The 26,565-nt window shown below is 66.2% G+C and carries 26 protein-coding genes; 18 read left to right on the top strand and 8 right to left on the bottom strand.

Annotation, left to right across the window (positions count from 1 at the left end; all coding sequences use genetic code 11):
• Positions 1 to 60: 60 nt before the first annotated feature.
• From AC3A56_RS05305 to AC3A56_RS05295, 3 genes are all read left to right on the top strand, one after another.
• Positions 61 to 1,824, top strand: coding sequence for a sensor domain-containing diguanylate cyclase (locus tag AC3A56_RS05305; protein ID WP_487769577.1), 1,764 nt, complete (start codon positions 61 to 63; stop codon positions 1,822 to 1,824).
• A gap of 157 nt (positions 1,825 to 1,981) precedes the next feature.
• Positions 1,982 to 2,497, top strand: coding sequence for a DUF3016 domain-containing protein (locus tag AC3A56_RS05300; RefSeq protein WP_487769576.1), 516 nt, complete (start codon positions 1,982 to 1,984; stop codon positions 2,495 to 2,497).
• Between the two features lie 57 nt (positions 2,498 to 2,554).
• A complete protein-coding gene (locus AC3A56_RS05295; protein ID WP_487769575.1) occupies positions 2,555 to 3,478 on the top strand; it encodes a M14 family metallopeptidase in 924 nt (307 codons plus the stop codon).
• A gap of 38 nt (positions 3,479 to 3,516) precedes the next feature.
• On the opposite strand, the gene AC3A56_RS05290 is transcribed toward AC3A56_RS05295, so the two are convergent.
• Positions 3,517 to 3,921 carry a DUF4087 domain-containing protein gene (locus AC3A56_RS05290; RefSeq protein ID WP_487769574.1) on the bottom strand — a complete coding sequence of 135 codons (405 nt, stop codon included), beginning with the start codon at positions 3,919 to 3,921 and terminating at the stop codon, positions 3,517 to 3,519.
• 250 nt (positions 3,922 to 4,171) lie between these two features.
• Between AC3A56_RS05290 and AC3A56_RS05285 the strand changes: the two genes are divergently transcribed.
• The 4 genes from AC3A56_RS05285 (at position 4,172) to AC3A56_RS05270 (ending at position 7,663) form a co-directional block, all read left to right on the top strand.
• Positions 4,172 to 4,366: a hypothetical protein gene (locus tag AC3A56_RS05285; protein WP_204109706.1), complete on the top strand. Its 195-nt coding sequence runs from the start codon at positions 4,172 to 4,174 to the stop codon at positions 4,364 to 4,366.
• A gap of 142 nt (positions 4,367 to 4,508) precedes the next feature.
• Positions 4,509 to 6,701 carry a M3 family metallopeptidase gene (locus AC3A56_RS05280; protein WP_487769573.1) on the top strand — a complete coding sequence of 731 codons (2,193 nt, stop codon included), beginning with the start codon at positions 4,509 to 4,511 and terminating at the stop codon, positions 6,699 to 6,701.
• Positions 6,702 to 6,782: 81 nt separating this feature from the next.
• Positions 6,783 to 7,196 carry a YbaN family protein gene (locus AC3A56_RS05275; protein ID WP_487769572.1) on the top strand — a complete coding sequence of 138 codons (414 nt, stop codon included), beginning with the start codon at positions 6,783 to 6,785 and terminating at the stop codon, positions 7,194 to 7,196.
• Between the two features lie 92 nt (positions 7,197 to 7,288).
• Positions 7,289 to 7,663: a hypothetical protein gene (locus AC3A56_RS05270; RefSeq protein ID WP_235580704.1), complete on the top strand. Its 375-nt coding sequence runs from the start codon at positions 7,289 to 7,291 to the stop codon at positions 7,661 to 7,663.
• A gap of 23 nt (positions 7,664 to 7,686) precedes the next feature.
• On the opposite strand, the gene AC3A56_RS05265 is transcribed toward AC3A56_RS05270, so the two are convergent.
• Entirely contained in the window at positions 7,687 to 8,490 is an 804-nt protein-coding gene (locus AC3A56_RS05265) for an META domain-containing protein (RefSeq protein ID WP_487769571.1), read from the bottom strand.
• Positions 8,491 to 8,870: 380 nt separating this feature from the next.
• Here AC3A56_RS05265 and AC3A56_RS05260 point away from each other — a divergent pair, with 380 nt between their 5' ends.
• Positions 8,871 to 9,116 carry a hypothetical protein gene (locus tag AC3A56_RS05260; RefSeq protein ID WP_056718137.1) on the top strand — a complete coding sequence of 82 codons (246 nt, stop codon included), beginning with the start codon at positions 8,871 to 8,873 and terminating at the stop codon, positions 9,114 to 9,116.
• A 22-nt stretch (positions 9,117 to 9,138) separates the two neighbouring features.
• On the opposite strand, the gene AC3A56_RS05255 is transcribed toward AC3A56_RS05260, so the two are convergent.
• Together AC3A56_RS05255 and AC3A56_RS05250 are read right to left on the bottom strand one after the other, a co-directional pair.
• Positions 9,139 to 11,532 (bottom strand): GH92 family glycosyl hydrolase, encoded by a 2,394-nt coding sequence (locus tag AC3A56_RS05255; protein WP_487769570.1) that lies wholly within the window; start codon positions 11,530 to 11,532, stop codon positions 9,139 to 9,141.
• Between the two features lie 656 nt (positions 11,533 to 12,188).
• Positions 12,189 to 12,446: a hypothetical protein gene (locus AC3A56_RS05250; RefSeq protein ID WP_487769569.1), complete on the bottom strand. Its 258-nt coding sequence runs from the start codon at positions 12,444 to 12,446 to the stop codon at positions 12,189 to 12,191.
• A 112-nt stretch (positions 12,447 to 12,558) separates the two neighbouring features.
• Between AC3A56_RS05250 and AC3A56_RS05245 the strand changes: the two genes are divergently transcribed.
• From AC3A56_RS05245 to AC3A56_RS05235, 3 genes are all read left to right on the top strand, one after another.
• The gene (locus tag AC3A56_RS05245; protein WP_487769568.1) at positions 12,559 to 15,705 is read left to right on the top strand and encodes a GH92 family glycosyl hydrolase; all 3,147 of its coding nucleotides are present in this window, start codon (positions 12,559 to 12,561) and stop codon (positions 15,703 to 15,705) included.
• A 241-nt stretch (positions 15,706 to 15,946) separates the two neighbouring features.
• Entirely contained in the window at positions 15,947 to 18,553 is a 2,607-nt protein-coding gene (locus tag AC3A56_RS05240; RefSeq protein ID WP_487769567.1) for a TonB-dependent receptor plug domain-containing protein, read from the top strand.
• Between the two features lie 39 nt (positions 18,554 to 18,592).
• Entirely contained in the window at positions 18,593 to 18,781 is a 189-nt protein-coding gene (locus tag AC3A56_RS05235) for a hypothetical protein (protein ID WP_487769566.1), read from the top strand.
• Between the two features lie 98 nt (positions 18,782 to 18,879).
• Here the strand turns inward: AC3A56_RS05235 and tsaA are convergent, their stop codons facing one another.
• A complete protein-coding gene (gene tsaA, locus AC3A56_RS05230) occupies positions 18,880 to 19,425 on the bottom strand; it encodes a tRNA (N6-threonylcarbamoyladenosine(37)-N6)-methyltransferase TrmO (protein ID WP_056766586.1) in 546 nt (181 codons plus the stop codon).
• A 64-nt stretch (positions 19,426 to 19,489) separates the two neighbouring features.
• Here tsaA and AC3A56_RS05225 point away from each other — a divergent pair, with 64 nt between their 5' ends.
• From AC3A56_RS05225 to AC3A56_RS05215, 3 genes are read left to right on the top strand one after another with little or no spacing between them, the layout of a single operon-like run.
• Complete coding sequence (locus AC3A56_RS05225) at positions 19,490 to 19,864, top strand: YciI family protein (RefSeq protein WP_056766587.1); 375 nt, start codon at positions 19,490 to 19,492, stop codon at positions 19,862 to 19,864.
• Positions 19,865 to 19,866: 2 nt separating this feature from the next.
• Positions 19,867 to 20,388, top strand: coding sequence for a DUF6630 family protein (locus AC3A56_RS05220; RefSeq protein ID WP_056766589.1), 522 nt, complete (start codon positions 19,867 to 19,869; stop codon positions 20,386 to 20,388).
• A gap of 25 nt (positions 20,389 to 20,413) precedes the next feature.
• Complete coding sequence (locus AC3A56_RS05215) at positions 20,414 to 21,127, top strand: HAD family hydrolase (protein WP_487769565.1); 714 nt, start codon at positions 20,414 to 20,416, stop codon at positions 21,125 to 21,127.
• A gap of 13 nt (positions 21,128 to 21,140) precedes the next feature.
• Here the strand turns inward: AC3A56_RS05215 and AC3A56_RS05210 are convergent, their stop codons facing one another.
• The gene (locus tag AC3A56_RS05210; protein ID WP_056766593.1) at positions 21,141 to 21,434 is read right to left on the bottom strand and encodes a hypothetical protein; all 294 of its coding nucleotides are present in this window, start codon (positions 21,432 to 21,434) and stop codon (positions 21,141 to 21,143) included.
• A gap of 95 nt (positions 21,435 to 21,529) precedes the next feature.
• Positions 21,530 to 23,494 (bottom strand): winged helix-turn-helix domain-containing tetratricopeptide repeat protein, encoded by a 1,965-nt coding sequence (locus tag AC3A56_RS05205; protein ID WP_487769564.1) that lies wholly within the window; start codon positions 23,492 to 23,494, stop codon positions 21,530 to 21,532.
• A 24-nt stretch (positions 23,495 to 23,518) separates the two neighbouring features.
• Between AC3A56_RS05205 and AC3A56_RS05200 the strand changes: the two genes are divergently transcribed.
• From AC3A56_RS05200 to AC3A56_RS05185, 4 genes are all read left to right on the top strand, one after another.
• On the top strand, positions 23,519 to 24,004 hold the full coding sequence (locus AC3A56_RS05200; RefSeq protein ID WP_157598994.1) for a hypothetical protein: 486 nt from the start codon (positions 23,519 to 23,521) through the stop codon (positions 24,002 to 24,004).
• Positions 24,005 to 24,049: 45 nt separating this feature from the next.
• Entirely contained in the window at positions 24,050 to 25,027 is a 978-nt protein-coding gene (locus AC3A56_RS05195; RefSeq protein ID WP_487769563.1) for a hypothetical protein, read from the top strand.
• Positions 25,028 to 25,135: 108 nt separating this feature from the next.
• On the top strand, positions 25,136 to 25,591 hold the full coding sequence (locus AC3A56_RS05190; protein ID WP_487769562.1) for a putative toxin-antitoxin system toxin component, PIN family: 456 nt from the start codon (positions 25,136 to 25,138) through the stop codon (positions 25,589 to 25,591).
• A gap of 56 nt (positions 25,592 to 25,647) precedes the next feature.
• Complete coding sequence (locus tag AC3A56_RS05185; RefSeq protein WP_487769561.1) at positions 25,648 to 25,836, top strand: CPXCG motif-containing cysteine-rich protein; 189 nt, start codon at positions 25,648 to 25,650, stop codon at positions 25,834 to 25,836.
• A 14-nt stretch (positions 25,837 to 25,850) separates the two neighbouring features.
• Here the strand turns inward: AC3A56_RS05185 and pncA are convergent, their stop codons facing one another.
• Positions 25,851 to 26,480, bottom strand: a complete 630-nt coding sequence (gene pncA / locus AC3A56_RS05180) for a bifunctional nicotinamidase/pyrazinamidase (protein ID WP_487769560.1) — start codon at positions 26,478 to 26,480, stop codon at positions 25,851 to 25,853.
• Between the last annotated feature and the right edge of the window lie 85 nt (positions 26,481 to 26,565).

The following is a 26,565-nucleotide window of genomic DNA, read 5'->3' as shown; positions in this document are numbered from 1 at the left end:
ATCACGGAACCTTGCTCTGCTCCGGTCGATACTCGCGCCAGGCCTTTTGAGAGAGATGGCATGCCCGCTCCGGTTCCTGCCGAAGAAGCGCAACGACTGGCCCGCCTGCACGCACTGTCCGTGCTGGATTCCGGGACCGAACCGCTGTTCGACGCACTGACCCGCAGCGCGGCCCTGGTCACCGGGGCGCCGATGGCGTTGCTTGCCCTGGTAGACGGGGAGCGGCCGTGGTTCAAGTCCCGCGTGGGGCTTGCCGGACTGGACAAGACGCCGCGCGCCAGCGACTTCAGCGAATACGCGATGCTGGCCGAGGGGCTGATGGAAGTGGTCGATGCGCGGGCCGATCCGCGCTTTGCCGACAATCCGCTGGTCACCAGCAGCCCGCACGTGCGCTTCCTTGCCGGTGCGCCACTGCAGCTCGGCGACGGCCTGCGGGTGGGCGCGTTGTGCGTGTTCGGTCGCGAACCGCGCTCGCTCGATGAAACACAGCGCCAGGCCTTGCTGTCACTGGCGCTGGTCGCGAGCGAGGCGCTGGAGCTTCGCATGCTGGCGCTGGAGCGCCATCCCGCCGTGACCGGGTCTGCCCCGCCGGGCAGCGACGAGGCTGCCCGGCTTGCCCAGAAACTGCGCGCCAGCGAGGCCTTCCTCGATCGCACCGGTCGTCTTGCCGGAGTGGGTGGATGGCAGGTCGATCTGGGCACCGATGAAGTGCAGTGGACCGACGAGACCTGCCGCATCCACGAAGTGCCGGCCGGCTATCGACCCACCGTGCAGGAGGCGCTGGCGTTCTACCCGCCGAAGGCGCGCGAGGTGATTTTCGCGGCGATGACCAAGGGCACCGCCGATCGCACGGGCTGGGACCTGGAACTGCCGCTGGTGACCGCGACCGGCCGCAAGATCTGGGTGCGCACGATCGGCAGCATCGTGTTCGACGACGACGGCAAGCCGGTGCGTCTGGTCGGTGCCATCCAGGACGTGAGCATTCGCCGGCGCGTGGTCACCGCGCTGGAAGCCAGTGATCGCCGTTTCCGCAAACTGTTCGAGTACAGCCTGGGGTTGATCTGCACGCATGACTACGAAGGCGTGCTGTTGTCGGTGAATCCCGCTGCCGCGCGTTCGCTGGGCTACTCGATCGGCGAACTGCTGGGTCGCCCGTTGACCGACTTCATGCGGCCGGAGCGCCATGCGGCATTCCGTGCCTACCTGCTGCGCCTGTTCCGCAACGATCGCGACGAAGGCGTGTTGGAACTGGTGGCGAAGGACGGCACGCTGCGCATCTGGCAGTACCAGAACATGCTGGACGATGAGGACGAGGATCCCTACGTGCTGGGCCACGCCCAGGACATCACCGAACAGTATCAACAGGCGTTGAACCTGCACGAGATGTCGGTGCGCGACCCGCTGACCGGCTGCTACAACCGGCGCTTCCTCGACGATGTCGGCAGACGAAGCGCGCAGGGCCGCTGGGGTTGCGTCGTCATCGATCTGGATCACTTCAAGCAGGTCAACGACACCTACGGCCATCAGCGCGGCGACGAGGTGCTGGTGGCGATGGCGCATTTCCTGTCACGCCACGTCCGGCCCGGCGATGCCGTGATCAGGCTGGGCGGCGACGAGTTCATGGTGCTGCTGGGCGATGCCGCCGATGGTGCGGTCGAAGGCGTGGTGTCGCGCATCGAGCACGATCGCGCCGACGCGCCGATCGCGTTCACCCTGGGCTGGTCCACCTTCGGCCACGAGGTCACGCTGGATCAGGGCATGGCCGAGGCCGACCACCAGCTGTACCGCAAGCGCGAGGCGCGGGGGAGGGCGGGGCGGAACTGATCACTCTTCGACAAGCGCATCCGCCACGCCGCGGTATTGTGGAATCGACGGCTGTGTTCGTACTCTGCAGCAGTCGGCTGCGGTGAGTCCATGTCGCGCGGATCTATACTGCCAACCGATCGTCGGCCATCGCCTGGCCAGCCTCCGGAGAATCGCCATGAGGTTCTTTTCGTTGTCGCGCCTGTCGTGCCTTGTCCTGCTTGCCCTGTCCGCGATGGCCGCGCAGGCGGCGCAGCCACCGGACAACGTCAGCGTGCATTACCGCGACCCCGCGCACTTCACCGAGGCGAAGCGCAGCTTCGGAGTGAATGCGAACGATGCCGATGCGTACCTGAAGCCGCTCAAGGCTTACATCGCGCAGCGTGCGGCCCGCATCCTGGCGCCCGGCCAGCGGCTGGACGTCGAGGTGACCGACGTCGATCTTGCCGGAGAGTACGAGGCCTGGCGGGGGCCGGACTTCAACAACGTGCGCATCGTCAAGGACATCTACCCGCCGCGCATCGATCTGGACTTCACCCTGTACGGTGCCGACGGCAAGGTGCTGCGCAGCGGCAGCCGCAGCCTGCGTGACCTGGCCTTCCTGGCCCGCGCGAGCGCTGTCGACCAGGACAGCTTGCGCTACGAGAAGGCGCTGATCGACCGCTGGCTGCGCAAGGGCGCGGCGGGGCTCTGATTCCGGGCTGGTGATAAAGTGCCGGGGATCTCGACAGCCAGCGGAGCAAGCAGCGCGATGAACCATCCGACCTCCCATCCGATCGGCACCCCCGGCGTGCGCTGGGGCGCTGCCGAGGTCGCGCAGTGGCGCGAGAGCCAGGCGGTGAAGCGCGGCTATCAGGCCGAAGTCGTCAGCGTCATCGACAGGCTGCGCCCGCGTTTCGACGTGGCGGAGTACGGCCGGCTGGAGTATCCGCCGGCCAGCTATCCGCTGTTCGTCGTGCGCAGTCGCGACTGGAACGATGCGCTGCCCACCATGCTGGTGACCGGCGGCGTGCATGGTTACGAAACCAGCGGCGTGCATGGCGCCCTGCTTTTCCTCGACCGTCACGCGGCGGATTACGCCGGGCGGGCCAACCTGGTGGTGGCGCCTTGCGTGAGCCCGTGGGCGTACGAGCGCATCCACCGCTGGAATCCCGCTGCACTGGACCCGAACCGTTCGTTCCGCGAGGACAGCCCGGCGCCGGAATCGGCCGCGCTGATGTCCATGGTGGCGCCGCTGCGCGATCGCGTGCTGATGCATATCGACCTGCACGAAACCACCGACAGCGACGAGTCCGAATTCCGCCCCGCGCTGGCCGCGCGCGACGGCTTGCCGCACGAGCCGGGCGAAATCCCCGACGGCTTCTACCTGGTCGACGATACGGCGCATCCGCAGCCCGCCTTCCAGCGCTCGATCATCGAGGCGGTGGCGAAGGTCACGCATATCGCGCCGGCCGACGAACACGGCGAGATCATCGGTTCACCGGTGGTCGCCGAAGGCGTCATCCAGTACGCGCTGCGCGAGCTGGGGCTGTGCGCAGGCATCACCGAGGCGACCTACAAGACCACCACCGAGGTCTATCCGGACAGCCCGCGGGCAACGCCTGAACAATGCAACGCCGCGCAGGCGGCGGCGGTTTGCGCCGCGATCGATTTCGCCCTGGCGCACCCGCGCTGAAAGCGTTGCGCTGATCGACGATCGGCGCCTGCTCGACCTCAGTTTTCGTCGTCCAGCTCGTGCACGGGTTCGTGCAGGTGGCGGTCGCTTCGGCACACGGCCAGTGGCCTGGCCGTGGCCTTGCTGATCGACGACACGGTGTGCCCCTGGTCATCGTCGATCACGGTCATGCACGCGCAGCCGTAGCCATGGTGACCGTTGGTCTCGACCCATTGCGCATCACTGAACCGGGGCCAGTCGCCGTCGGCCTGGTGGCCGCCCTGGCTGGCGATTTCCCATTCGCCATCGCGATCGGTCAGCGTGGCATTGCCCGGAGTGGGATTCTCGAACCAGCCGCAGCGCCGCACGCCCGCCTGGTCCGTGGCCAGCGCCGGCGTCAGCATCCATCCGCACAGCGCCGCGGCCAGCATCACGCGGAGCAGTCCTGTCGATGACACGCGCATGCCGACTCCCGGTGCCAGATCTGGCGGCAGGATAGCGTGGCGCCTGCGGGCGATCTGCGATGGGCCAGTCATTTCGCGAGGCGTGGCTGTCCGGAATCGGGGTGGACGATGTCCGCGGACAACCCCGCTGATCGGCGACCGATCCTCAAGTGCCATTTAAAACAATGGCTTGTGCGAAATTTTCGGGTTGGCACGGCGATTGCTCTGGATACACCACAAGGCACTCTCGCCTGATGATCGGAGCCGTCCCATGAAATTCGAATCGATGATCCTCGCCAGCCTGTTCGTCGCCTGCTTCGCCCTGTGCACCCTGGTGATGGGCGCGATGCTGACGGCCTCGCCCCGCACGGTGACACTGGCCGGCGCGCAGCATTCCGCGATCCAGTCGGCCACGACGCCGGGCTGCGCCAAGGCGACGAGTGCGACAACTTGTCCCGATGCCTGAGACGAATGGCGTGGTGGCTGCTTCCATCAGGATCCACGCCGCTGCCGGCACGCGGCTTGCCCCGTGTCCATAACTTTAGTCATGGGTGATGGCAGCGGCCTTCGATTAGGATCGGGTGTCCACCATCAACGGGACACCATCCATGAAGCATCCCATCGCGCTGGCCCTGGCCATTGCCCTGTCAGGCTCCATGGCCGGCTGCAGCGACGCCGGCAGCGGCAAGGGCGAAACCGCCAGCACCCAGGCGCACACCGACACGGTGGCGACTGACGCCGGCAACCCGTTCTTCAGCGAAAGCCCGCTGCCGCTGCACTATCCGCAGTTCGACAAGATCAGGGATGCCGACTTCGGCCCGGCGTTCGACCGCGGCATGGCCGAGCACCTCAAGGAGATCGACGCGATCGCCGGCAACGCCGCGGCACCCACGTTCGACAACACCATCGTCGCGCTGGAAAAGTCCGGACAGATCCTCGACCGCACCTCGACCGTGTTCTTCAGCCTGGTCGGCGCCGACACCAATGACGCGCGCAAGGCGATCCAGGCCGACTACGCGCCGAAGCTGGCGGCGCATCGCGATGCGGTCTCGCTGAACCCGGCGTTGTTCGCGCGCATCCAGAAGCTGTACGACACGCGCGACCAGCTGGGCCTGGACGCCGAGGGCGCGCGCCTGGTCGAGCGTTACCACACCGACTTCGTGCGCGCGGGCGCCAAGCTGTCCGATGCCGACAAGGCGCACCTGAAACAGATCAATGGCGAGCTGGCCAGGCTGGGCACCAAGTTCAGCCAGAACGTGCTGGCCGAGGTGAACGATTCGGCGGTGACGGTCGATACGAAGGAGGAACTGGCCGGCCTCACCGACGAGCAGATCGGCGCCGCCGCGGCCGCCGCCAAGGCGAAGGGGCTGGACGGCAAGTACGTGATCGCCCTGCTCAACACCACCGGCCAGCCGCCGCTGGCGCAGCTGCAGAACCGCGCGTTGCGGCAGCGCATCTTCGAGGCGTCGGTGGCCCGTGGCAGCCGCGGCAATGCGTATGACAACACCGCGATCGTGTCGCAGGTGCTGAAGCTGCGGGCGGAAAAGTCGCAGATGCTGGGCTATCCCACCTACGCCGCCTACGTGCTGGCCGACGAGACGGCGCAGACGCCCGAGGCGGTCAATGCGATGCTGACCAAGCTGGCGCCGCCGGCGGTGGCCAATGCGAAGCGCGAGGGCGCGGCGCTGCAGGCGATGATCGACAAGGAGCAGAAGGCCAGGGGTGAGCCGACCTTCCAGCTCGCCGCATGGGACTGGGCGTACTACACCGAGAAAGTGCGCGCCGAGAAGTACAACTTCGACGAGAGCCAGCTGAAGCCGTACCTGGAGATGAAGAACGTGCTGGAGAACGGCGTGTTCTACGCCGCCGGCCAGCTCTACGGACTCAGCTTCAAGCAGCGCACCGACCTGCCGGTGTACCAGCCCGACGTGCTGGTCTACGACGTGTTCGACGCCGACGGCAAGCAGCTGGCGATCTTCCTGGCCGACATGTATGCGCGTCCGTCCAAGCGCGGTGGCGCGTGGATGAACTCCTACGTGCAGCAGTCCGGCCTCACCGGCAACCTGCCGGTGGTGGCCAACCACCTCAACATCACCAAGCCGGCCAGCGGCCCGACCCTGCTGACCTGGGACGAGGTGACCACGATGTTCCACGAGTTTGGCCATGCGCTGCACGGCATGTTCTCCAACGTGCAGTACCCGTACTTCAGCGGCACCAGCGTGCCGCGTGACTTCGTCGAGTTCCCCTCGCAGGTGAACGAGATGTGGTCCGACTGGCCCAGCGTGCTGGCCAACTACGCCAGGCATTACCAGACCGGTGCGCCGATGCCCAAGGAACTGCTGGACAAGGTGCTGGCCACCTCGAAGTTCAACCAGGGCTTCGCCACCACCGAGTACCTGGGTTCGGCCATGCTCGACCAGAGCTGGCACCAGGTCGGTGCGGACAAGATCCCCGAGGCGAACGGCGTGATGGCGTTCGAAGCCGCTGCGCTGAAGGCCAACGGCACCGATTACGCGGCGGTGCCGCCGCGCTACCGCACGCCGTACTTCAGCCACATCATGGGCGGCTACGCGGCGGGCTACTACGCCTACATCTGGTCGGAGGTGCTGGACGCGAACACGGTGGAGTGGATCAAGGCGAACGGCGGCTTGACCCGCGCCAACGGCGACCGTTTCCGCTCGACCCTGTTGTCGCGCGGCGGCAGCAAGGATGCGCTGCAGCTGTTCCGTGATTTCGCCGGCCACGAACCGCAGATCGAGCCGCTGCTGAAGCGTCGCGGTCTGGATGCGTCGGTCGACTGATCCGCACCTGTCGACGGCAGCGGCCGCCCGGGTCACGCCGGGCGGCCGTTTCTCTCCGGCTCCGCCGCATCCTTCGCCTCGATGATCGAATCCCCCACGCCGTCGCCCAGTCGCCATCGCCTCGTGCGCGGGTTGCTGTTCGGCGTGGGCGCGCTGTCGCTGCTGCTGGGCGTGATCGGCATCTTCCTGCCGCTGTTGCCGACCGTGCCGTTCCTGCTGCTGACCGCCGCGTGCTGGGCTCGCGCCTCGCCACGCTGGCATCGCTGGCTGCTGTCGCAGCCGCGGCTGGGACCGGCGATCGAACGCTGGGAACGCGAACGCAGCGTGTCGCGCCGCACCAAGGTGACGGCGCTGATGGTGGTCACGCTGTCGATGCTCGCCTCGATCGGGTGGCTGCGCGCACATGCCTGGTTGCCGTGGATGCTGGCCAGCCTGATGGTCGTGTTGCTGCTGGTCATCGCCCGGCTGCCCGAGTCGCGGGGCGGACCACGCTGAGCGGCTGCGTTGTCCCGGACACGCACGACGGCTGCGCCGCGAACCCGGCTCCGGGCATACTGCGGTCCAACAATCAGGGGAACCGAATGACCATGCAGAATCCGTATCAGGCGCCGCAGGCCGATGTTGCCGACACCTTTGTCCCGGACAGCGGCATCGAGCAGGTGGCCAGCGCGCAGAAGCTGATCATCTACGCGATCCTCGGCTACTTCGCCGCCGTTGCCTTGCAGGGCGTGCTTGGCCTGTTCGCCGCGTTGCTGCTGGTGCTGGTGGTCTGCGCCGCGCTGGTGGGCACGTTCAAGCTGTGCACCGGCATGGGTTTCTCGATGGCCAGCCGGGTGATCCTGCTGGTGCTGATGTTCGTGCCGCTGGTGAGCCTGATCGTGCTGCTGGTGCTGAATGCGAAGGCCACCGCCAGGCTGCGCGCGGCCGGCTACCACGTCGGGCTGCTTGGCGCCCGGCGGTGAAGCGAAGGCGGTCGTGACGGCGACTATTTCGCGTCAGGGGTCGCCGTTCCGCTTTCCACCACCATGTCCAGCACATAGGCGCTCGACGCTGCGCCGGCCGGCGGGTTTGGCCATGCGTAGCGCTTGACCCGCAGCACGTTGCGCACCCCGGGCTGGTGTTCGTAGCCTTCGATCGGCTGCGCCAGCGGTTGCCATGGGCCGGGTTCGCCCACCCGCAAACCCTGGTCGTCGTAATGCAGCTGGCGAACCTGGAGGCAGTTGTTCGCCGGCGGCAGCGGATGCTGGCAGCTGACCGGTTCGGCCGCGACCTCCAGGAACTCGATCGTGCCGGGACCCCCGTAGCGCTGTTCGGCGGTGGGCTGGCCGGCGAAGGTCAGCGTGGTCCCGTCGGCGGCGGCCAGGCTGAGCAGGGACTGGCCGTCGGCGCTGGATGTGATCAGCGCGGGCTTCGCCCCCAGCACGTGCTTGATGGTCTTCTCGCGCTGCATGAGGACGGGATCGGCGCAGGCCATCATGGTCTGCATCAGCGGCCCGGTGAGCAGGTGGCCATCGACGATCTTGTAGCTGCCGCCGATGCCGTTGCAGGCATGGCTGACGCTGATGCGATCGTCGGTGAAGTCCAGTTGCAGGGGTTTGCCGGAACCGTCGAACAGCCCGTCCAGGCGCTGGTTGTTGCCGTCGACGGCATCGTGCAACTGCCAGTGATGGCCGCCCAGGGCCGGTGCCGTCGTGGCCACGGGCGCCGCTGCCGCCGGGTCCGGTGCATGGGACGGACTGCAGGCGGCGAGCATCAGGGGCAACAGCGATGACCAGAGCAGGATTTTCATGGGATGCCTCCACGATTGGGCTGGCGTATGCCTCACCGGCATCATGTTGCAGCTCGTGTGAACCCCGAATCAGTGCGCGCAGCACGGTGACGGGGGAGCCGGCGCATCGCAGCGGGCTGGCGTGGGCCCGATTCGCCGGGACCCGCGATCAAAAAAGAGCCGCGCCAGACGGGGGGGGGCCGGGCGCGGCAAAAGTTTGAACCGACCACTGCCAAGTGCATCGGGCGCCGGCGACGAAGGACTCGCGACAGCCCGTGCAAGCTAGCCGGGGGTTGTCTCACGGTTTCGGATCGCCCTGACCGAGATCAGGGCGGCTGACCGGAAGGGTCGGCATCATGGTTCATGGCGGATCTCCCGCCCTTGTCCTGGAGGCTGTACCGATGCTGTTCGAAGTGAAGAATCTCGTTGACGACGCCGGCGCCATCGCCGCCATCCTGAGGACCCATGACGCCAACGCGAAAGTCACCGGTGATGTCGCCACGGGTCAGATCGACGTGTCGGCGCAACTGACGTCCGGCCAGGTCATCACCGCATTGCAGGAGGCGGGTTTTGCCGCCAGCCGCGTGTCCGAACCGCAACAGATTCACGTCAGCGGCGGTAGCACCTGCTGTGGCAGTTGCTCCTGAGGCGGATGCATCCATCGATCGCCTAGCTGCGCGGCGGCGGGAACGACGGCGGGGCGTCGGCCGCTGCGCCGCCCCAGGACCGATCGGGCTCCGACTGCAGCGTGAATTGCAGGTGGCCGCCATGTTCGACCAACGAGGTCGGCAGCCAGGGCTTCGTGTGCGGTTTGCCGTCTACGCTTAGCGCGTGCACGTAAAGACGTTCGGGATCGGCGCCAGCCGCGTCGATCGCTAAATCACCGCCGGAACCATGCACCACCGCATGCGGAAATAGCGGGCTGCCCAGCAACAGTTCGGCGCGTCCGGGGATTTCCGGATACAGGCCGAGTGCCGCCCATACATACCACGACGACATCTGGCCGAGATCGTCGTTGCCGGGTATGCCGTCCGGTGCGTTTTTCCAGATCGTGTCGAGCACGATGCGCACGGCTTTCTGGGTTTTCCAGGGCTGGCCGGCGTAGTCGTAAAGCCATGGCGCGCCTACCGACGGTTCGTTGTCCAGTTCAGCATGCAGCGGGCCCGCGCCGGTCAGCGCCCAGTGGCCGTCCGTGTCGTGGAAGAAGGCATCCAGCCGCGCGGTGGCTTTTTCGCGGCCGCCCAGCGCGTCGAACAGGCCATGGACGTCGAACGGCACCATCCACAGATAGACCGCAGCGCTGCCTTCGACGAAGCCCTCGTCGGTATCTGGTTTGAAGGCGGGCCAGCTGCCGTCGTTGTTGCGGTTCTGGATATATCCGCCCTGCGGCGTGGCGGCGGGATTGAACAGATTGCGCCAGTAGCCAGCGCGGGTCAGGAATTGCTGCTGGCCCGCGTGGTCGCCGACCCGGCGAGCCAGCTCGGACAAGGCAAAGTCGGCGGTGGCCGATTCCAGCGTTTCACCGGCACCGCCCCAGGCATGCGACTGGCTGGCGATGTAATGCAACTTCAGCCATTGGTCGAGCGACGGCCGCTGGCCCACGCACTCGACGTTGCAACCCGCATCGCTGAGGTCATTGGCGGTAACGGTGGTCGCTGCGGTGCGCAGCGAATGGTAGGCGCCGCGCAGGTCGAAATGCTGGCCGCCGAACGCCGCGATGTCGGCCAGTGCCGGCACGGAAGGATCGCCGCTCATGACGTGGGTGCCGCCGGAGTTGTGGGTCCAGCGATCCCATTCGCCATGGTTCTGTCCGGCCTGGTTGTACAACGACTGCGCAATGTCGCTGCCGACGCGCGGTTGCAGCCAGGTCACCAGCTGCAGGTGCGAGCGGTAAATGTCCCAACCGGAGAAGTTGGCGTATTGCGCCTGCTGGCCATTGCTGACGCGATGCGTGCGCTGATCGAAGCCGCGATACTCGCCGTTGACGTCGCTGTAGACGTTTGGATGCATCATCACGTGGTAAAGCGCGGTGTAGAACGTGGTGCGCTGATCGCTGCTGCCACCGCCGAGGGTGATTCCGCCAAGTGCCTTGTCCCAGCTGGCGGTCGCACGCTGTCGCACTTGCGCCAGCGTGGTGCCCGGGTGGATCTCGGCATCGAGGTTGGCTTTGGCGTTTTCCAGGCTGACGTAGGAGATGCCCACCCGTGCCTGCACCTTGCTGCCCGGCTTGAAACCGACCCATGCGCCGGAGCCTTTGCCCAACGGGGGGAAACCCTTGGCGGCGTAACTGGTGCCGCCACTGGCTTCGGTGCCTCCCGGTTGCAACTGGTCGTCGTGCCAGCTGCCTGTTTGCGTGAACGGCTGGTCGAACTCGGCGACGAAGTAGAGCGTGTAGTAGCTGCGTTGATTGGCTTCGGAAAGGTAGCCGCAGAAATTGCCGCTGGTGACCGAGCCGCTGACCGTGCGCCGCATGCGATCCACCTGCACCGTGGCCGCGCTGCTGCCGACTTCGGAGTCGGAAGTCCGGATCAGCAGGTTCGCCTTCTTTCCGGCAGGAAAGCCGAACCGTGCGACGCCGCTGCGCATTGCTGCGGCAAGTTCGACGTCCGTGCCGTTGGCCAGCTTTACCTGGTAATAGCCGGCTTTGGCCTGCTCGTCGGCGTGACGGAAGTCGCTCGCATAGCGGCTGTCATCGTCATCGGAGGAAGGTGAACTGGTGATCGGCGTGGTGACGGGCATGAACGGCACGTCGCCGCTGGCACCGGCACAGCCGGTACCGGAAAGATGGGTCAGGCTGAAACCGCGGATACGTGCCGCCTCATAAAGATAGCCGCCCGGCGCCGCGGTGCGATTGTGCTTGCCCCGCGTGTTCTCCGGGCTCCATTGCAACATGCCAAACGGCAGCACGGCACCGGGAAAGGTGTTGCCGCCATGACTGCTGCCGATCAGCGGATTGACGGCCGCAGCCGGTGACAGGATTTGCTGTCGTGGGTCGGCTGCGGCGCTGACCAGCGGAACGGCAAGCAGCGCACAGAGTGCGATGACGCGGATCGAAGTTGCCATGTCTTGCTCCCATGTCGGCGCACCTGCGGAAGAAGATGCCCGGGTGTGATCCATCGGATGTGATCCATCAAGCGTTGATCACTGACGCTGCTCAGGCCTCAAGCAAAACCCGTCGCCGCATGTCGGTGAAGATGAGGGCTCGGCGTTTGTGCCGTTCCTTCAGAAATTCCGGATGCCGGCGTCGTCCGTGCGCACAAGGGGTCAGGGGGCGCCATTTCGGAGGTGAAGTTCGTGGATTTGGAACGATCCAAATGTAACTTATCGGCGCCGTTCCTCACGTCGCGGTGCAGCATGCGTCCTGATGGGGAAGGTGCTAGCGTGGCCGCTTGGATCGATCTAAATAAAAGGCTGGCGATGACCACCGACTCCCCTCCAGGTTCTTTTTGCCAAGGTTTGCCCTGGTGGCGGAGCCTGTCGCGGGCCAGGTGGCTGTCGTGTTCGCTGCAAATCCCGAAGGCAGTTACTCCGCGACAGCCGTCACGCCGTTTGGTGGTGGCAATGCGCCTTGCTGCTCCGCATCGTGTCGTTTCCGGACGATGGGAAAGTGATGGGAAGCGCCTGCGATGGCCTTGCGGGGAGATCCACGGCGGACTTGTTTGTCCGGGTACGGGCCGACCGGCGGGAATTTTTCGCACGGAATTTGGATCGTTACAAATTCACTGATTCGACCGCCACGTCTGGCGCGGGTCGGTGAAGCTTTCGGGGAGGGCGTTCGTGCACGGCAACGTATTCACACGTTCGAAAGTTCGTCGCATGACCAGGCTGCTGCCGGGTCTGGGACTGCGCTTGTTGTTCGCCACGGCATGCTTGCCGAGTGCCAGCGCGGCTATCGCAAAAGATGGCGCCGTCGAGGGCTGGTTGCGCTCGTTTGAGCCGACCGAACCGCCATCGCTGGTTTCCGTGGCGACCACCAACGCGGCACTCCGTCTCGATGTGACGGGCGGGCCGTCGACCAGCCACGCACTTGCCGCGCGAGCGGATGTGGGTTTCGATGGATTGCACGCGCTGCATTACACCGCCGGGTCCGTGGCCAACGGATCCGTGGCGCTGTTCGACGTGGATATTCCGGTGCGTGCCGATTCCGTGTTGTCGTATGTGATCTTTCCCCAATCCGTCGATGGTGATCTGCGCAACCCGGCCAACTACGTGGCCATTGATCTGCTGTTCGACGACGGCAGTCGCTTGTCGCAACTTGGCGCGGTGGATCAGCATCGCATCGGCATGACCGCGCAGGCGCAAGGGCACGGCCGCGTGCTGTACCCCGACCAGTGGAATCTTGTCTCCACGGCGCTGGGCAACGTGGCGGCTGGTCGGCGTATCCGTCAAGTGCTGGTGACACACGACGACGCCTCTGACCGCGCGCAGTTCGAGGGTTACCTGGACGATATCCGTATCGACGCTGAGCCAACATCGCAGCAAGCGGAGCGTCCCAGCGATTTCGTCAACACCTTGCGCGGCAGCAACAGCAACGGCCGTTTTTCGCGCGGCAACACCTTTCCTGCGGTGGCATTGCCCCACGGCTTCAACTTCTGGACGCCGACTACCCAGGCCGGTTCCGACTGGATCTATCAGTACCAGGAACGCAACGGCGCCGATAACCGTCCACGCATCGAGGCATTTGCGCTGTCGCATGAGCCCAGTCCGTGGATGGGCGACCGGCAGACTTTTCAGGTGATGCCGGCACAGGCGGCGAATGGCGTGCCATCACTGGATCGGGCCAAACGCGCGCTGCCCTTCGAGCACGCCAATGAGGTCGCCCGCGCCGATCTGTACCAGGTGCGTTTCGACAATGGCATGCGGGCGGAAATCACGCCGACCAATCACGCGGCGATGATGCGTTTCGGCTTCACCGGCCCGAAAGCCCAGCTGGTCTTCGACAATCGCGACGACCGCGGCGGCATCACCCTGGACCCCGCCGGGCGATCGATCAGCGGCTGGTCCGATGTGAAAAGCCGACTTTCCACCGGTGCTACGCGGTTGTACTTCTACGCCAGCTTCGACCGGCCGGTTCGCGCCAGCGGCCGCTACAAGGGCACGGCACGCGACCACGTGGCAGCCTGGTTCGCCTTCGATGTGGATGCGCGGCAACCGCAGGTGACGATGCGTATCGCCACCTCGCTGATCGGCGTGGAACAGGCGCGGCACAACCTTGAACTGGAGATCGCCCCGCAGGACAGCTTCGAGGATGTGCGTGAGCGTGCGCGACAGGCATGGGATGCCCGGTTGGGCATCATCGAAGTGGACGGAGCCAGCCGTGACGAGAAAGTCACGCTGTATTCGAACCTCTACCGCCTGTTCCTGTTTCCGAATGCGGCGTTCGAAAACACCGGCAGCCGCGAGCATCCGGACTATCGCTACGCCAGTCCGTTCTCGCCGCCGCTGGCCGCCAGCACGCTCAGCCAGACCGGTGCGCGCGTGCTCGAAGGCAAGGTCTACGTCAACAACGGCTTGTGGGACACCTATCGCACCGCGTGGCCGGCCTACACCTTGCTGACGCCGGGCATGGCCGGCGACATGATCGATGGCTTCGTGCAGCAGTATCGGGATGGCGGCTGGATCGCGCGCTGGTCATCGCCGGGTTATGCCGACTTGATGGTGGGCACCAGCGCCGACGTGGCATTCGCCGATGCGTGGCTGAAAGGCGTGCGCAATTTCGACGTGAAGTCGTTCTACCAGTCGGCGCTGAAGGACGCCACCGTGGTCAGCCCGATCGCCGGCGCCGGGCGCAAGGGCATGCAGCGCTCGCCGTATCTCGGCTATACCGACAATGCCGTGGACGAAGGATTGTCGTGGTCAATGGACGGCTACATCAACGATTTCGCGATCGGCAATCTGGCCGGTGCGCTGGCCAAGGCGAGCGGCGACGATCCGTATCAATCGCATTACGCGGACGATGCCCGCTACTTTCAGCAGCGTGCACTGGATTACGTCAACGTGTTTGACCCGCAGGTCGGCTTCTTCGTCGGTCGCGATGCCGCGGGGCAATGGACCGCTGCCTCGACGCCTTTTGATCCGTTGCGCTGGGGTGGCGACTACACCGAGACGAACGCCTGGAACATGGCTTTCCATGTGCCGCAGGATGGGGTCGGTCTGGCGTCGCTCTATGGTGGTCGCGACCACCTTGCTGCCAAGCTCGATCAGTTCTTTGCCACACCCGGCGTGTTTCACACCGGCAGCTACGGCGGCGTGATCCACGAGATGCTGGAAGCGCGCGATGTGCGCATGGGCCAGTACGGGCACAGCAACCAGCCATCGCATCACATCATCTACATGTACGACCTGGCCGGGCAGCCGTGGAAGACCCAGGACAAGGTGCGCGATGTGCTGTCCCGGCTGTACGTGGGCAGCGAGATTGGTCAGGGCTACCCCGGCGACGAGGACAATGGCGAGATGTCGGCGTGGTGGTTGTTCAGCGCCGCGGGTTTCTATCCGCTGCGCATGGGCACGCCGACCTACGCGATCGGTGCACCGTACTTTCCGCGGATGACCATCCATCTCGAAAACGGCAAGCGCATCGAGATCCGTGCGCCCGGCGTCAGCGATCGCAACCGCTACATACAAAGCGTCACCCTCAACGGCCGGCCGTACCGCAAGAACTACCTTGACCACGCTGACCTCGCCGAGGGCGCCGAGCTGGTATTCCGCATGGGGCCCAAGCCGTCGCGCTGGGGCACCGATGCGGCGGCAAGCTTGCCATCGCTGACGCAAGCGGGCAGCCGACCGGCACCGTGGCGCAATCTTTTCCGGCCGAGTCATGACGTGGCTGTTCTTGACGGTGACCAGCCTGCGGCAAAGCCGTTGACCGACGGTGATGCCGCCACGAGCTCGGTCCTTGACGGAAGTCATCCGACGATAGACGTCCATTTCACCGATGGCGCCCGGCGCGTGCTGATGTATACGCTGACCAGTGCGGCAACCGGCCATGGTCCTGGCGATTGGGAGCTGCAGGGTTCCAGCGATGGCAGTCGCTGGCACGTGCTGGATCGCCGTCACGGGGAGGCTTTTCGCTGGCCGCAACAGCTGCGCGCGTTTGGGGTCACCGAGCCGGGCGACTACATCTATTACCGCTTGCGCATCGACAACGGGAACGATGCAGGACCGGTGGCGTTGTCGGAGATCCAGTGGCTTGGGCAGGCGGTGGAACCGGTAGGGAAAGTGGCGGCGCGTCGCTGAACTGAAGCGGCGCGCCGGCGGTAGCGGCGGGGCCAGACAAGCAAGAAAAACGCACGATTTCCGGTCGTGCGGCGGGGAGCTTTGTGCCCGGAAAAAGCTGGGCGCAGGGGGGCGTCGTGAACAGGCGTGGCGGCAGTGCCGGTGAGCGGCTTGTTGGCCATGTTCCCGACGGGCATGGAGAGTCGTGGCGTGCCGCAGTGCATCGGCACATGGTCAATCCTGAGTGGAGTGCATCTATCCCATGAAATTGAAAATTCTTGGTGCCATCGTGACGTCGCTGCTGTCGATCCCGGCAGCACACGCGTGGGCCAGCGACCTTCAGAACACCGTGCCCGACACTCCCGTGGCGGCTCGGGACGTGGCTGTGGGGAGTCAGGCCGACAAGGCCGACAAGCAAAAGAAGCCGGCTGCCACGCCCGAGGTCAAGCAATTGCAGGCCCTGCAGGTAACCGGCTCGCTGATTCCGCGGGCACAGGTCGAGGGCCCCTCGCCGGTCATCACGGTGACCGCCAGGGACATCGAGCAGCAGGGTTTCGGCAATGTATTCGATGCGCTGCGCGCGCTGCCGGTGTCCAACGGCTCGGTGCAGGATCCGCAATTCACGGGTGGCTACACGCCCGGCGCCAAGACGATCAGCCTCTTCGGGCTGAATCCGAGCTTCACACTGACGCTGCTCAACGGCAAGCCGATGACCAGCTACCCGCTGGCCTACAACGGCAGCAACAATATCGTCGACATCGCCAATATCCCGGTCGGCATGATCGACCATATCGACGTGCTTACCGGCGGTCAGTCTTCCATTTACGGATCGGCGGCCATTGCCGGCGTGGTCAATATCGTGTTGAAGGACCACGTGGAAGGTACCCATGTGAGTTTGCGCATGGGCGGCTACAACGATGGTGGCGGCGACAACCAGCGCCTGCAACTGAGTACGGGACACCGTTGGGGCAAGCTGGATGTGAGTGCCGGCTTGCAGGTATCCAGGGAGACACCGGTCTGGGCATTCCAGCGCAGCTACATCGACTCCTACGATGACGATCCGACCGGCAAGCCGGGAGTGCCTTCGCGGACCTTCCTGCGCATGGCTGCCGGGGCAAACCCGCATTACATCGATCCGGGGGCGGACGCCTGCGTGCCATTGGGCTATTTGTATTCGGGCACCACGCGATACAGTCATCGTGATGGCGCCAGCCTGGGCAATTACTGCGGCAGCCCGAACAACGTCAGCCTGGCGTCGCTCAGCAACAAGAGCACGGACGTCAACGGTTCGCTGTTCCTGCGTTACCACATCAACGACAACACCGAGTTGTACTCGGACATGCTGTACAGCTACAGCAACCCGACCTACAGCGGCGGCAGCCCGTTCTGGAACCAGACCTTCTACAACCAGACATCCGGCCAGTACGAACAGTGGCAGCGCATCTTTGCGCCGGAGGAAGTCGGCCTGGATGCGAAGGACCAGCACGTGTTCACCCATACCTACAACGCCAGCTTCGGCATTCGCGGCGGCATCGGCGATACGGGCTGGAGCTACGACGCTTACTACAACCGTTCTCAATCCAGGGCCGTGCGCAAGTCGACCGACTTCCTCGCCAACAATGGCGTCGATGCGTACTACCTCGGGCCGCAGCTGGGTACGGATGCTTCCGGCTATCCGATCTTCGCGCCCCATCTGGATCGGTTGTACCAGCCACTGACGACGGCGCAATACCAGCAGTTCTCCGCGACCAATCGCGCAGCGTCGATGTCATGGACGCAGAACGAGACGATCACCGCCAACACGACCGACCTGTTCCAGTTGCCGGCCGGACCGGTGGGTTTCGCCGCGATCGTGCAGGCCAGCAACGAGCGTTTCGACAACCGTTCGGGCAGCCCGCTGGCCGATGAAGGCTATTTCCGCGGAGTGGGTGGCTCCACCGTGGCATCCGGTGCGCGCTCGCAGTACGCCGCCGGTGCCGAGATGCAGGTGCCGTTGCTGAAGACCTTGAGCGCCAACCTGTCGGCGCGCTACGACAAGTACAGCTACGACGGCGGTGGCAATGGCAAGGCCACCTACAAGTTGGGCCTGGAATACCGGCCGATGGACCACCTGCTGATTCGTGGCAGCTATGCGACGGCGTTTCGCGCGCCGGACATGTTCTACCTGTTCTCCAGCCGCAGCAGCGGCTATTCCACCGCGACCGATTACTACAAGTGCCGCGCGGCAGGTTACACGTCGGACAATTTCGACAGCTGCCCCCAGGCCGGCGGATCGATGCTTGCCGTGTCCAGCGGCAATACGGGCCTGAAGGACATCACCGCCAAGTCATTCACCTACGGCTTCGTGTGGTCGAATGCGGACAACAACCTCAGCTGGTCGGTGGATTACAACGCGATCCGTATCTCCAATGAAGTGGCGATCCTGGGCAGCGACGAGATCCTCGACCTGGAGGCCAATTGCCGCCTGGGCATATCCGAGAACGGGCAGACCGCCTACGACATCAACTCGCCGACGTGCGCCGAGGTACTGGGCGAGGTGCAGCGTCTGCCGGCCAGCGACCCGGTCAATCCCGGCGGCGTGCAACAGGTTTCGACCTATCCGATCAATGTGTCGTCCGAGTACCAGACCGGTATCCAGTCGAACCTGACCTACCGGCTCGATGCCGGTGCGTGGGGCAAGTTCATCTTCAGCGGCGACTACTACAACGAGTTCAAGCACACCTGGCAGGAAAAGCAGGGTGATCCGACCTACGACCTGTTGTGCTGTGCCAATTCCGATGAATTCAAAAGCCGCGTCAGTGGCAGCCTGACCTGGAATATCGGCAACTGGAGCTCAACCGTCTACGGCATCCGCAACGGCAATACGTGAAACGCCATCGGCACGGCGAAGAACATCGCGCCGTGGGTATTGTTCAACGGCAGCGTGCGCTACCGGCTCAACCCGATGGCCTCGATTGCGCTGGTGGCGAACAACATCGCCAACAAGCGTCCGCCGCTGGATCGCACCAATGGAAATTGGCCGTATTACGACGTGGGCAACTACAACGCCTATGGCCGCGCGGTCTCGATCGAACTGGGACTGGACTTCGGCCAATGAGCTGGGTGCGGATCGTGTCGCGCAAATGGCGCGGCATGATCCGCCCTGTCGGGACGTGGCCGTTTCAGGTGCGGAGCGTGCGCGCCGGCGACGAGGGCTTACTTGCCCGGGGACGAGCGCGGGCGCTTCGGCCCGGGCGCGGAATGCCGGCCCTGCGTTGCATCGATTTCGTCGATCCAGCCGGCACGCGAGCCCGGGAACGCATCTGCGTAGGGCACGTAGGGCTTGATGTCGAGGATCGGCGTGCCGTCGAGCAGGTCGACGCCGCGTACCTGCAACACACCATCGCCCACCGCGACCAGTTCCACCGCCGACAGGCCGAGCGCGTTCGGTCGGTGTGGCGAACGCGTGGCCAGTACGCTGCGCTTGCCGCCGCCGCGCGGCGGGCGCACCTCGGCCTTCCAGCCTTCGCTGCGATGGAAGGCGAACACCAGCCAGATCCGTTCGAAGCCGGCCAGGTCGCGGTAGGCTGCCGCGGGGAAGTCCGCGATGAACTCGATCGTGGCCTCGGCCGCTTCCCGGGTCTCGGTGCCGGCCACCACGGTGGACTGGTGCGGCGCGTCGATCCGCCGCGCATACGGTGAACGCACGAAGGCGATCGGCGGGCAGGACAGGGCGCTGGAGGTATCGTGGGCGGTGCTCATTGCGGCATTATCCACCCTCGCCCTGCCTCTCCATGGTTCCGTGAACCTTCCCGCCGAGGACGCCATGAAATACCTCGTGATGATCTACTGCGACGACGCCTTGCTGGGCGCACTGCCCGAAGGCGAGTTCGATACCCTGATGCACGGTTGCTTCGTCAAGGCCGACGCCTTGCGCGCCAACGGACAGCTGCACGATTCGCAGCAACTGGAAGCGCCGGCGACCGCGCGCACCGTGCGCGTGCGCGAGGGTCGCACCAGTGTGGTCGATGGCCCTTACGCCGAAACCAAGGAATACCTGGGCGGCTTCAACCTGATCGAGGCGGCCGACATGGACGAGGCGGTGCGCATCGCCTCGAACTTCCCGTGGTCGCGCACCGGCGCGATCGAGATCCGCCCGCTCCGCGACATGGATGCGGTGCGCCAGCGGGTAGGTGCGTGAGCATGCGCGACGACGATGATTTCGAGGACGACCGCGACTTCGACGACGAAGACGATTCGGTCGAGGCGCGGGTGTGGCAGCTTCTGTTGCTGATCAACCCGGGCGACGAAGACTCCGCGCTGCAGCAGTTCACCGCCTACCGCGAAGCGGTGGCCGATGGCGACGAGTCCGAGCCGGTCGAGCTGGTGGCGCGGGTGATCGACTGGCGCGCGGGCTTCATGGTTGCCGAGGACGACCTGCGCTCGCTGGTGCAGGCGCTGGACGAACTCAGCGCGCGCTGGAACCTGTCGATCGACTGGAACGGCGACCCGGACGACGACGATTATTTCGATGATCGCGATGCCGGCAGCGTGCTTGGTATCGCTTACGACCGGCTGGCCGAATCCGGCTATACCTTGTGGACCTGGGAAACCGAGGACGACTCGCATGCCGGCTGGATCACGCTGAGCCGCGACAACGAGCCGATGCGCGAACTGGCCACGGCGCTGCACATCAACCTGCGTCTGGGCAGCGACTTCGGCTGAGCCGCGAAGAAGGAACGGGACAGGCATGCTGCAACTGATCGGCTTCGATGGCGACGACACGCTGTGGCACAGCGAGGGCTACTACCGCGAGGCGAACGACGCGTTCGCCGCGATCGTGGGCCGCTACGTGGACCTGGGCGACCAGCGCGTGCACGACACCATGCTGGCCACCGAACAGCGCAACCTGCAGCTGTTCGGCTACGGTGCGAAAGGCATGGCGCTGTCGATGGTGGAAACCGCGATCGCGCTCAGCGACAGCCGCATCAGCGCCGCCGACATCCACCGCATCGTCGAGCTGGGCAAGAGCGTGCTGCAGCATCCGGTGGAACTGTTGCCGGGCATCCGCGAGGCGGTCGAGGCGGTGGCCGCGCACCACGACGTGGTGCTGATCACCAAGGGCGACCTGTTCCACCAGGAGAAGAAGGTGGCGCAGTCCGGCCTGGCCGACCTGTTCCGCCGCATCGAGATCGTGTCGGAGAAGAACGCCGCCACCTATCGGCGCGTGCTGGGCGAGTTCGACCTGCAACCGGCGCAGTTCGCGATGGTCGGCAACTCATTGCGTTCGGACATCGAGCCGGTGTTGCGCCTGGGCGGCTGGGGCGTGCACATGCCCTACCACGTGACCTGGGCCCATGAACTGGAGAGCACCGTGGAGGCGAACGATCCGCGGATGGTGAGCGTCGATGCTCCCGCGGGGATCGCCGCGGCCGTGGCGCAACTGGCGCGGCGTTGCCGGTAATGCCGGCGCCAGCTCAGGCCGGGTCGTCGGCGGGCCGGCTGTCGGCGGACAGGTCGTCATCGAAGCCGGTATAGCCTTCGGGAAAGATCGGTGTGCCGTCCTGTTCCAGTCCGCTCATCTCGGCCAGCGCCTTGGCGGCGGCCGTCTCGGCCACCGTCTTGTCGCGGAAGCTGCGGTTCTCGCAGATCGCGTAGTACACCGGGAAACCGTGGCGGCGTGGCGTGATCGCCAGCCACGCGGCGTAGCGCGAGCCTTCCAGGGTGGCGCCGGAGCGGGCAAGGTAGTTGTCGAACTCGCGCTCGGCCATGGCTGTCGGTTCCGCTCGGAAAGCATGCATTGTATAGGGATGGCCGCCGATGCCGGCGCGTCGAAGCAGGGCCCGTCCTCGAAGGCGGACGCGCTTCAGCGGTTCCGCGCGCTGTTCGCGGCGCGGATCTGGTCGATGCCCAGCGCCTCGCTTTCGCCCGGTGGCGGCAGGCCGGTCTTCCGGCAGAACGCGACCAGGCGCGAATCTTCGCGGAAACGCAGGATGAGCGGGTCGCTCAGCATGAACAGGATGTCGTGGGCCGGCGCGCGCTCCAGCCATTCCATGGTCCGGTCCGCGTCGCCGCGCAGCGCATAGGCTTGTGCGACCAGATAGGGGCTGGTTTTCGCCCAGACCTTGTCGGCGAGCACCTTCGCCAGTGCCGCATCCGCCTCTGCGCGGTCCGGGGAAATCTGCGTGGCGATCGCCAGATTCATTTCGCGCCACGGCGAGAGCTGCTTGCGGGCGGCCTCCTGCGCGGCATTCACGTCGCCGCGCGCGATGGCTACGTACATGAACTGGTATGGCCGGGATGATTCCGGTGGCGACAGGTCCTCGGCGATGCGCAGGTACTTCGTCGCCTCGTCCAGCCGGCCAGTCGCCGTCAGCAGTTTGGCGTATTCGAAATCGTTGACGTTGTACAACGGCTCGATCGAGAGGAGTTGCTCGCGCAGCCGGATCGCCTCCCCCAGTTTCCCCAGGCCGGCCAGTACGAAACCGCAGCCATTGAGAACCGTGCCATCCTCCGGTGCCAGCTGCACGGCACGGCGGCATTCGGCCAGGGCGCCGCGGGCATCGAAACTGTAGAACTGCAGGTAGGCGCGGGCTGCGTGGGCCTGGCCCAGGCCGGGCGCCAGTTGCAGCGCCTTGTCCGCTGCCAGGCGCGATTGGCGCAGCTGTTCGCGGGCCACCGCGGGAGGATCGTCCCGGAACGCGGCGACGGTACTCCACGATCCGGACAGGTACGCCCATGCCATCGCGTATTGCGGGTCCAGCTGCACGGCCCGGGCCATGTACTCGGCGGCCTTGGGGAAATCCTGGTTGTGCCAATGCTGCAGGCCCTGCAGATAGACGTTGTAGGCGTCGATGTTGCCGCCGGGTGGGCGGTCGTTCGGTCTTGCCGATGCTCCGGGCGACAGCAGCTTCAGCTGCAGCGCACCGGCCACCGCCTGGGCGATCTCGTCCTGCAGGGCGAACAGGTTCCTGTACGGCCGGTCGTAGTGCTCGGTCCACAGCGTGCTGCCGTCGGCGGCGCGGGTCAGTGACGCGTTGATGCGCACGACGTCACCGGCGCGCTGCACGCTGCCGGCGAGCAGGTAGGCCACGCCCAGCTTGCGGCCGATCGTCGCGCTGTCGTCCTTGCTGTCGCGGAAGCGGAAGGCCGAGGTGCGACCGATCACCTTCAGTCCCTGGAACCGGGACAACGCGTCGATCAGGCTTTCCGACAGGCCGTCGGAGAAGTACACCTGCTGCGCGTCGTTGCCGGCGTTGACCAGCGGCAGCACCGCGATGCTCCGCTCCGGGACCGGCCCCGGGGCGCTCGGCGCATGCGGCCACCATGTCCAGCCGGCGAAGGCGAGCAGCGCCAGCAGCGGCAGCAACCACGGCAGCGCACGCGGCACGGCGCCCCGGTCGCTGGCGCGCCGCCCGCTGGCGCGGGGCGGTGGGGCAGGGGACGGCACCGGCACCATCGGCGCTGCCGGCACGGATGCCTGCAGGGCCTGCAGTGGGTCGTCGGGCGCGGCTTCGGGAAGGTCGAAGCGGTAACCCACGCCATGCACGGTGTGCAGGTAGCGCGCCGCTTTCGCGTCCTCGCCGAGCGCGTGCCGCAACAGGGTCATCAGCCGGTTCAGCACCCCCGGGGTGACGTGGCGGTGGCCCCAGACGGCGTCGAGGATCTCGTCGCGGGTGAAGACCCGGCCGGGGGTGCCGGCGAGCAGCGCCAGCACGGCGAAGGCCTTGGGTTCCAGCGGCTGCTCGATGCCGTCGCGCAGCAATCGCCGGCCCGCGAAGTCGATCGCGGATTCGTCGAAGGCGAGCGGGGCGGGCGTTGAGGGGTCCATGGCGTCCTGTGGCGGTGCACGTGGGTGGACGAAAACCTGCGCTGCGGGGCGGCCCCCAATGTTTTCCCAAGGAATCCAAGCAATGTCCAGTGCTTCCCCAGCGGCGGCCTCAAGACCCGTGGCGCCGCATTCCCGAAGCTGGCCACACCGGCACCCGCCGGCACGTCGCCCGAGGAGATCGCCATGAACCGTCGCCTTCGTTTCGCCGCCGTCCTGCTCACGGCATGTGTCGCACCGGCCTTCGCCCAGGAGGGCGCGGCGACGCTGCCGTCGGTCCGGGTCACCGGGTTCGTCGCCGATTGCGCGTCACCCCGCCTGCCCACCCAGCGCCAGGTCGAGGCATGGACCGGCCTGCACAACTTCGGCCAAGTCTACGCCGCGCGCGAGCGACTGATGGCCGGAATCGGTCGCGCCTGCCAGGGGCGCGGCGTCGATAACGTGCAGGTCGTGATGCACCGGCTTTCGCAAGGCGAGCCGCGGCTCGTCGCCATGGCGCGGCAAGCCCGCTGAGCGGGGCTTGCCGCGGTTGTCCACCTCATACGCAAGGAGATACGCATGAACCGCAAATACCCACAATGCGCACTGGCCATCGCCGTGGTCCTGTCCGCCAGCACTTACGCCAGGAACTACGGCGCGTGGAGCAACGCGGTGCCCGCTCCCGGGATCAACACCGCGGCGGCCGAGGGCTGCCCGATCGAATCGCCGGACGGTAAGTACCTGTACTTCATGTCCACCCGCAATGGCGGCCTGGACAACTGGCGTGCGAGCTGGAACGTCGCGCTGCGCAGCTGGGAGCACGCCGCCAACCTCGGTGCGCCGGTGAACTCGCCCACCGCCGCCGACTACTGTCCCACGCCGTTGCCCGGCAAGTGGCTGCTGTTCGTCAGCTCGCGGCAGAACGCCGGGGACTGCGCCGGCTGCAAGGCGATGCCGGCGCCGCCGCCCGGCAGCCCGCCGGCCGGCGACATCTTCCTGACCCGGGAAAACCCCGCGCACGGCTGGGCGACGCCGGTTGACCTGGGCGGCTACACGGACGGCGGCCCGAACACCCGGGGTTCGGAGTACAGCCCGTCGGTGGTGGAAACCGCCGAGGGCACCTTCCTGTACTTCTCCAGCGACGGCTATCCGGACAGCAAGAGCCATGACATCTACATGAGCCGCATGCGCGCCGACGGCACGTTCGGGCCCGGCGTGCGCGTGGCCGAGCTGAGCACCGACGCCGCCGACCTGATGCCGAACGTGCGCCGCGACGGGCTGGAAATCGTGTTCAGCAGCAACCGCGCCAGCGCCGATCCGCGCAACCAGGACATCTGGCATGCCACGCGCCCGGACACCGCTTCGCCGTGGACGGTGCAAGGTCCGATCGAGAACACCGCCGTCAACACGCCGGACGGCGCGGAAACCCGCGCCACATTGTCGGCCGACGGCACCCGCCTGTACTTCGGCCGCAAGCATTTCGCCCAGGTGCCGGCCGACCCGGGCGATGTCTACGTCAGCACGCGCGTCAGGTTGAACAGGAGCGGCGGCGACTGAACCTGCGCGGGGAACAAGGCCGCGGCGGCCATCGCCATCGCGGCCTTGTTCGTTTCGCTCCGGGCGCGTGCCGTGCATCGCATGGCCTGATTGCCGCATCATGGCGTGATGATTGCCGCCTCTTCGCCACCACGCGTCGTGCTGGACACCAACGTGTGTCTGGACATTTTCCTGTTCCACGATGCGCAGTCCGCCGCGCTGCACGTGGCGATGCGCGAGGGCCGCATCCAGGCGGTGACGCGCAGCGACTGCCGCGCCGAATGGCTGCGCGTGCTGCACTATCCGCAGGTGCCGATCAGCGCCGAAGCACGGCCCGGCATCGAGGCCGCGTTCGATGCCCTGGTGCACTGCCTGCCGGACGAACAGGCCGCCGCGTCGCCCGGGGTATCGCTGCCGCGCTGCGCGGACCCGGACGACCAGATGTTCCTGGAGCTGGCGCAGGCCTCGGGTGCACGCTGGCTGGTCAGCAAGGACAACGAACTGCTGAAGCTGGCGCCGCGCTGCGCCCGCGACGGCTTGTTCTGGATCGGCCTGCCGCAGGCCTGGTCGCCGCGCCACGGTTGACGACCGCGTCACCCGGCTTCGTGCTGTACTGGCCTGGCTACCCGTGGAGATGCGCCATGCTCACGCCAGAGATCATCGATTGCCCGTATTGCGGCGAATCCATCGGAATCCTGATCGACGCTTCGATTTCCAGCCAGCAGTACATCGAGGATTGCCAAGTGTGCTGTCGCCCGATCACGCTGAGCGTGGAGGTCGACGAGGACGGCACGATCGCGGTGCGCGCATCCGGCGAGAACGATGCCTGAGCGAGCCCGCGCTGCTACACGATGCCGATGCCCTGCTCCAGCAGCGCGGCGCGGGTGGTTGCATCGCTGGCCGGCGTCACCGGGCGGCTGAGGTCCCACAGCACGCTGGCGCGAAAGCCGAGTTCCCGCGCATCCTGCGCTGTCCACAACACGCAGACGTCGCGGGCCAGTCCGCACACCACGACCTCGTCCACGCCGCGTTCGCGCAGCCAGCCGGCCAGGCCGGTGCTGGGGCGGCTTCCATCCGGGCCATGGTTCTCGCGAAAGCCGCTGTAGGAATCCACCGCGGGATCGCTGCCCTTGCGGATCACTGCGTCCAGCGCCGACCAGTCGATGCCCGGATGCAGCTCGGCCCCGGCCGTGCCCTGCACGCAGTGATCGGGCCACAGCGTCTGCGGCTGGCCGTACAGGTCGATCCGCTCGAACGCGGAGCGTCCCGGATGACGGCTGGCGAACGACACGTGGCCTGGCGGATGCCAGTCCTGCGTGGCGACCACGTGGCGGAAGCGACGCGCGCGCAGCAAGGCGTCGATGCCGGGCACGATGGCGTCGCCCTCGTGACAGGCCAGCGCGCCACCGGGCATGAAGTCCGGTTGCACGTCGACCAGGATCAGTGCGGCATGGGCAGGGCGGTTCGATGTCATCGACGGTTTCTTGTGGAGCGGTCGGCGAAAGTCTAACCGGAACCGGCTGCGCGACCGGATGACCCATAATGGCCGCAGGCATACG

It is taken from the genome of Rhodanobacter sp. Soil_C_14, assembly GCF_057657335.1.
The sequence above is the reverse complement of the archived record's forward strand: the minus strand, read 5'-3'. Positions and strand labels throughout refer to the sequence as shown.

Bases quoted from the DNA above. Each gene is read 5' to 3' on its own strand.
- AC3A56_RS05300 (WP_487769576.1), top strand. From the start codon at position 1,982: ATGAGGTTCTTTTCGTTGTCGCGCCTGTCGTGCCTTGTCCTGCTTGCC.
- AC3A56_RS05215 (WP_487769565.1), top strand. From the start codon at position 20,414: ATGCTGCAACTGATCGGCTTCGATGGCGACGACACGCTGTGGCACAGC.
- AC3A56_RS05265 (WP_487769571.1), bottom strand. From the start codon at position 8,490: ATGAAAATCCTGCTCTGGTCATCGCTGTTGCCCCTGATGCTCGCCGCC.
- AC3A56_RS05195 (WP_487769563.1), top strand. From the start codon at position 24,050: ATGAACCGCAAATACCCACAATGCGCACTGGCCATCGCCGTGGTCCTG.
- tsaA (WP_056766586.1), bottom strand. From the start codon at position 19,425: ATGAGCACCGCCCACGATACCTCCAGCGCCCTGTCCTGCCCGCCGATC.
- AC3A56_RS05225 (WP_056766587.1), top strand. From the start codon at position 19,490: ATGAAATACCTCGTGATGATCTACTGCGACGACGCCTTGCTGGGCGCA.
- AC3A56_RS05280 (WP_487769573.1), top strand. From the start codon at position 4,509: ATGAAGCATCCCATCGCGCTGGCCCTGGCCATTGCCCTGTCAGGCTCC.
- AC3A56_RS05210 (WP_056766593.1), bottom strand. From the start codon at position 21,434: ATGGCCGAGCGCGAGTTCGACAACTACCTTGCCCGCTCCGGCGCCACC.
- AC3A56_RS05255 (WP_487769570.1), bottom strand. From the start codon at position 11,532: ATGGCAACTTCGATCCGCGTCATCGCACTCTGTGCGCTGCTTGCCGTT.
- AC3A56_RS05240 (WP_487769567.1), top strand. From the start codon at position 15,947: ATGAAATTGAAAATTCTTGGTGCCATCGTGACGTCGCTGCTGTCGATC.
- AC3A56_RS05295 (WP_487769575.1), top strand. From the start codon at position 2,555: ATGAACCATCCGACCTCCCATCCGATCGGCACCCCCGGCGTGCGCTGG.
- AC3A56_RS05205 (WP_487769564.1), bottom strand. From the start codon at position 23,494: ATGGACCCCTCAACGCCCGCCCCGCTCGCCTTCGACGAATCCGCGATC.
- AC3A56_RS05270 (WP_235580704.1), top strand. From the start codon at position 7,289: ATGCAGAATCCGTATCAGGCGCCGCAGGCCGATGTTGCCGACACCTTT.
- AC3A56_RS05305 (WP_487769577.1), top strand. From the start codon at position 61: ATGCCCGCTCCGGTTCCTGCCGAAGAAGCGCAACGACTGGCCCGCCTG.
- AC3A56_RS05275 (WP_487769572.1), top strand. From the start codon at position 6,783: ATGATCGAATCCCCCACGCCGTCGCCCAGTCGCCATCGCCTCGTGCGC.
- AC3A56_RS05190 (WP_487769562.1), top strand. From the start codon at position 25,136: ATGATTGCCGCCTCTTCGCCACCACGCGTCGTGCTGGACACCAACGTG.
- AC3A56_RS05290 (WP_487769574.1), bottom strand. From the start codon at position 3,921: ATGCGCGTGTCATCGACAGGACTGCTCCGCGTGATGCTGGCCGCGGCG.
- pncA (WP_487769560.1), bottom strand. From the start codon at position 26,480: ATGACATCGAACCGCCCTGCCCATGCCGCACTGATCCTGGTCGACGTG.
- AC3A56_RS05260 (WP_056718137.1), top strand. From the start codon at position 8,871: ATGCTGTTCGAAGTGAAGAATCTCGTTGACGACGCCGGCGCCATCGCC.
- AC3A56_RS05220 (WP_056766589.1), top strand. From the start codon at position 19,867: ATGCGCGACGACGATGATTTCGAGGACGACCGCGACTTCGACGACGAA.
- AC3A56_RS05185 (WP_487769561.1), top strand. From the start codon at position 25,648: ATGCTCACGCCAGAGATCATCGATTGCCCGTATTGCGGCGAATCCATC.
- AC3A56_RS05285 (WP_204109706.1), top strand. From the start codon at position 4,172: ATGAAATTCGAATCGATGATCCTCGCCAGCCTGTTCGTCGCCTGCTTC.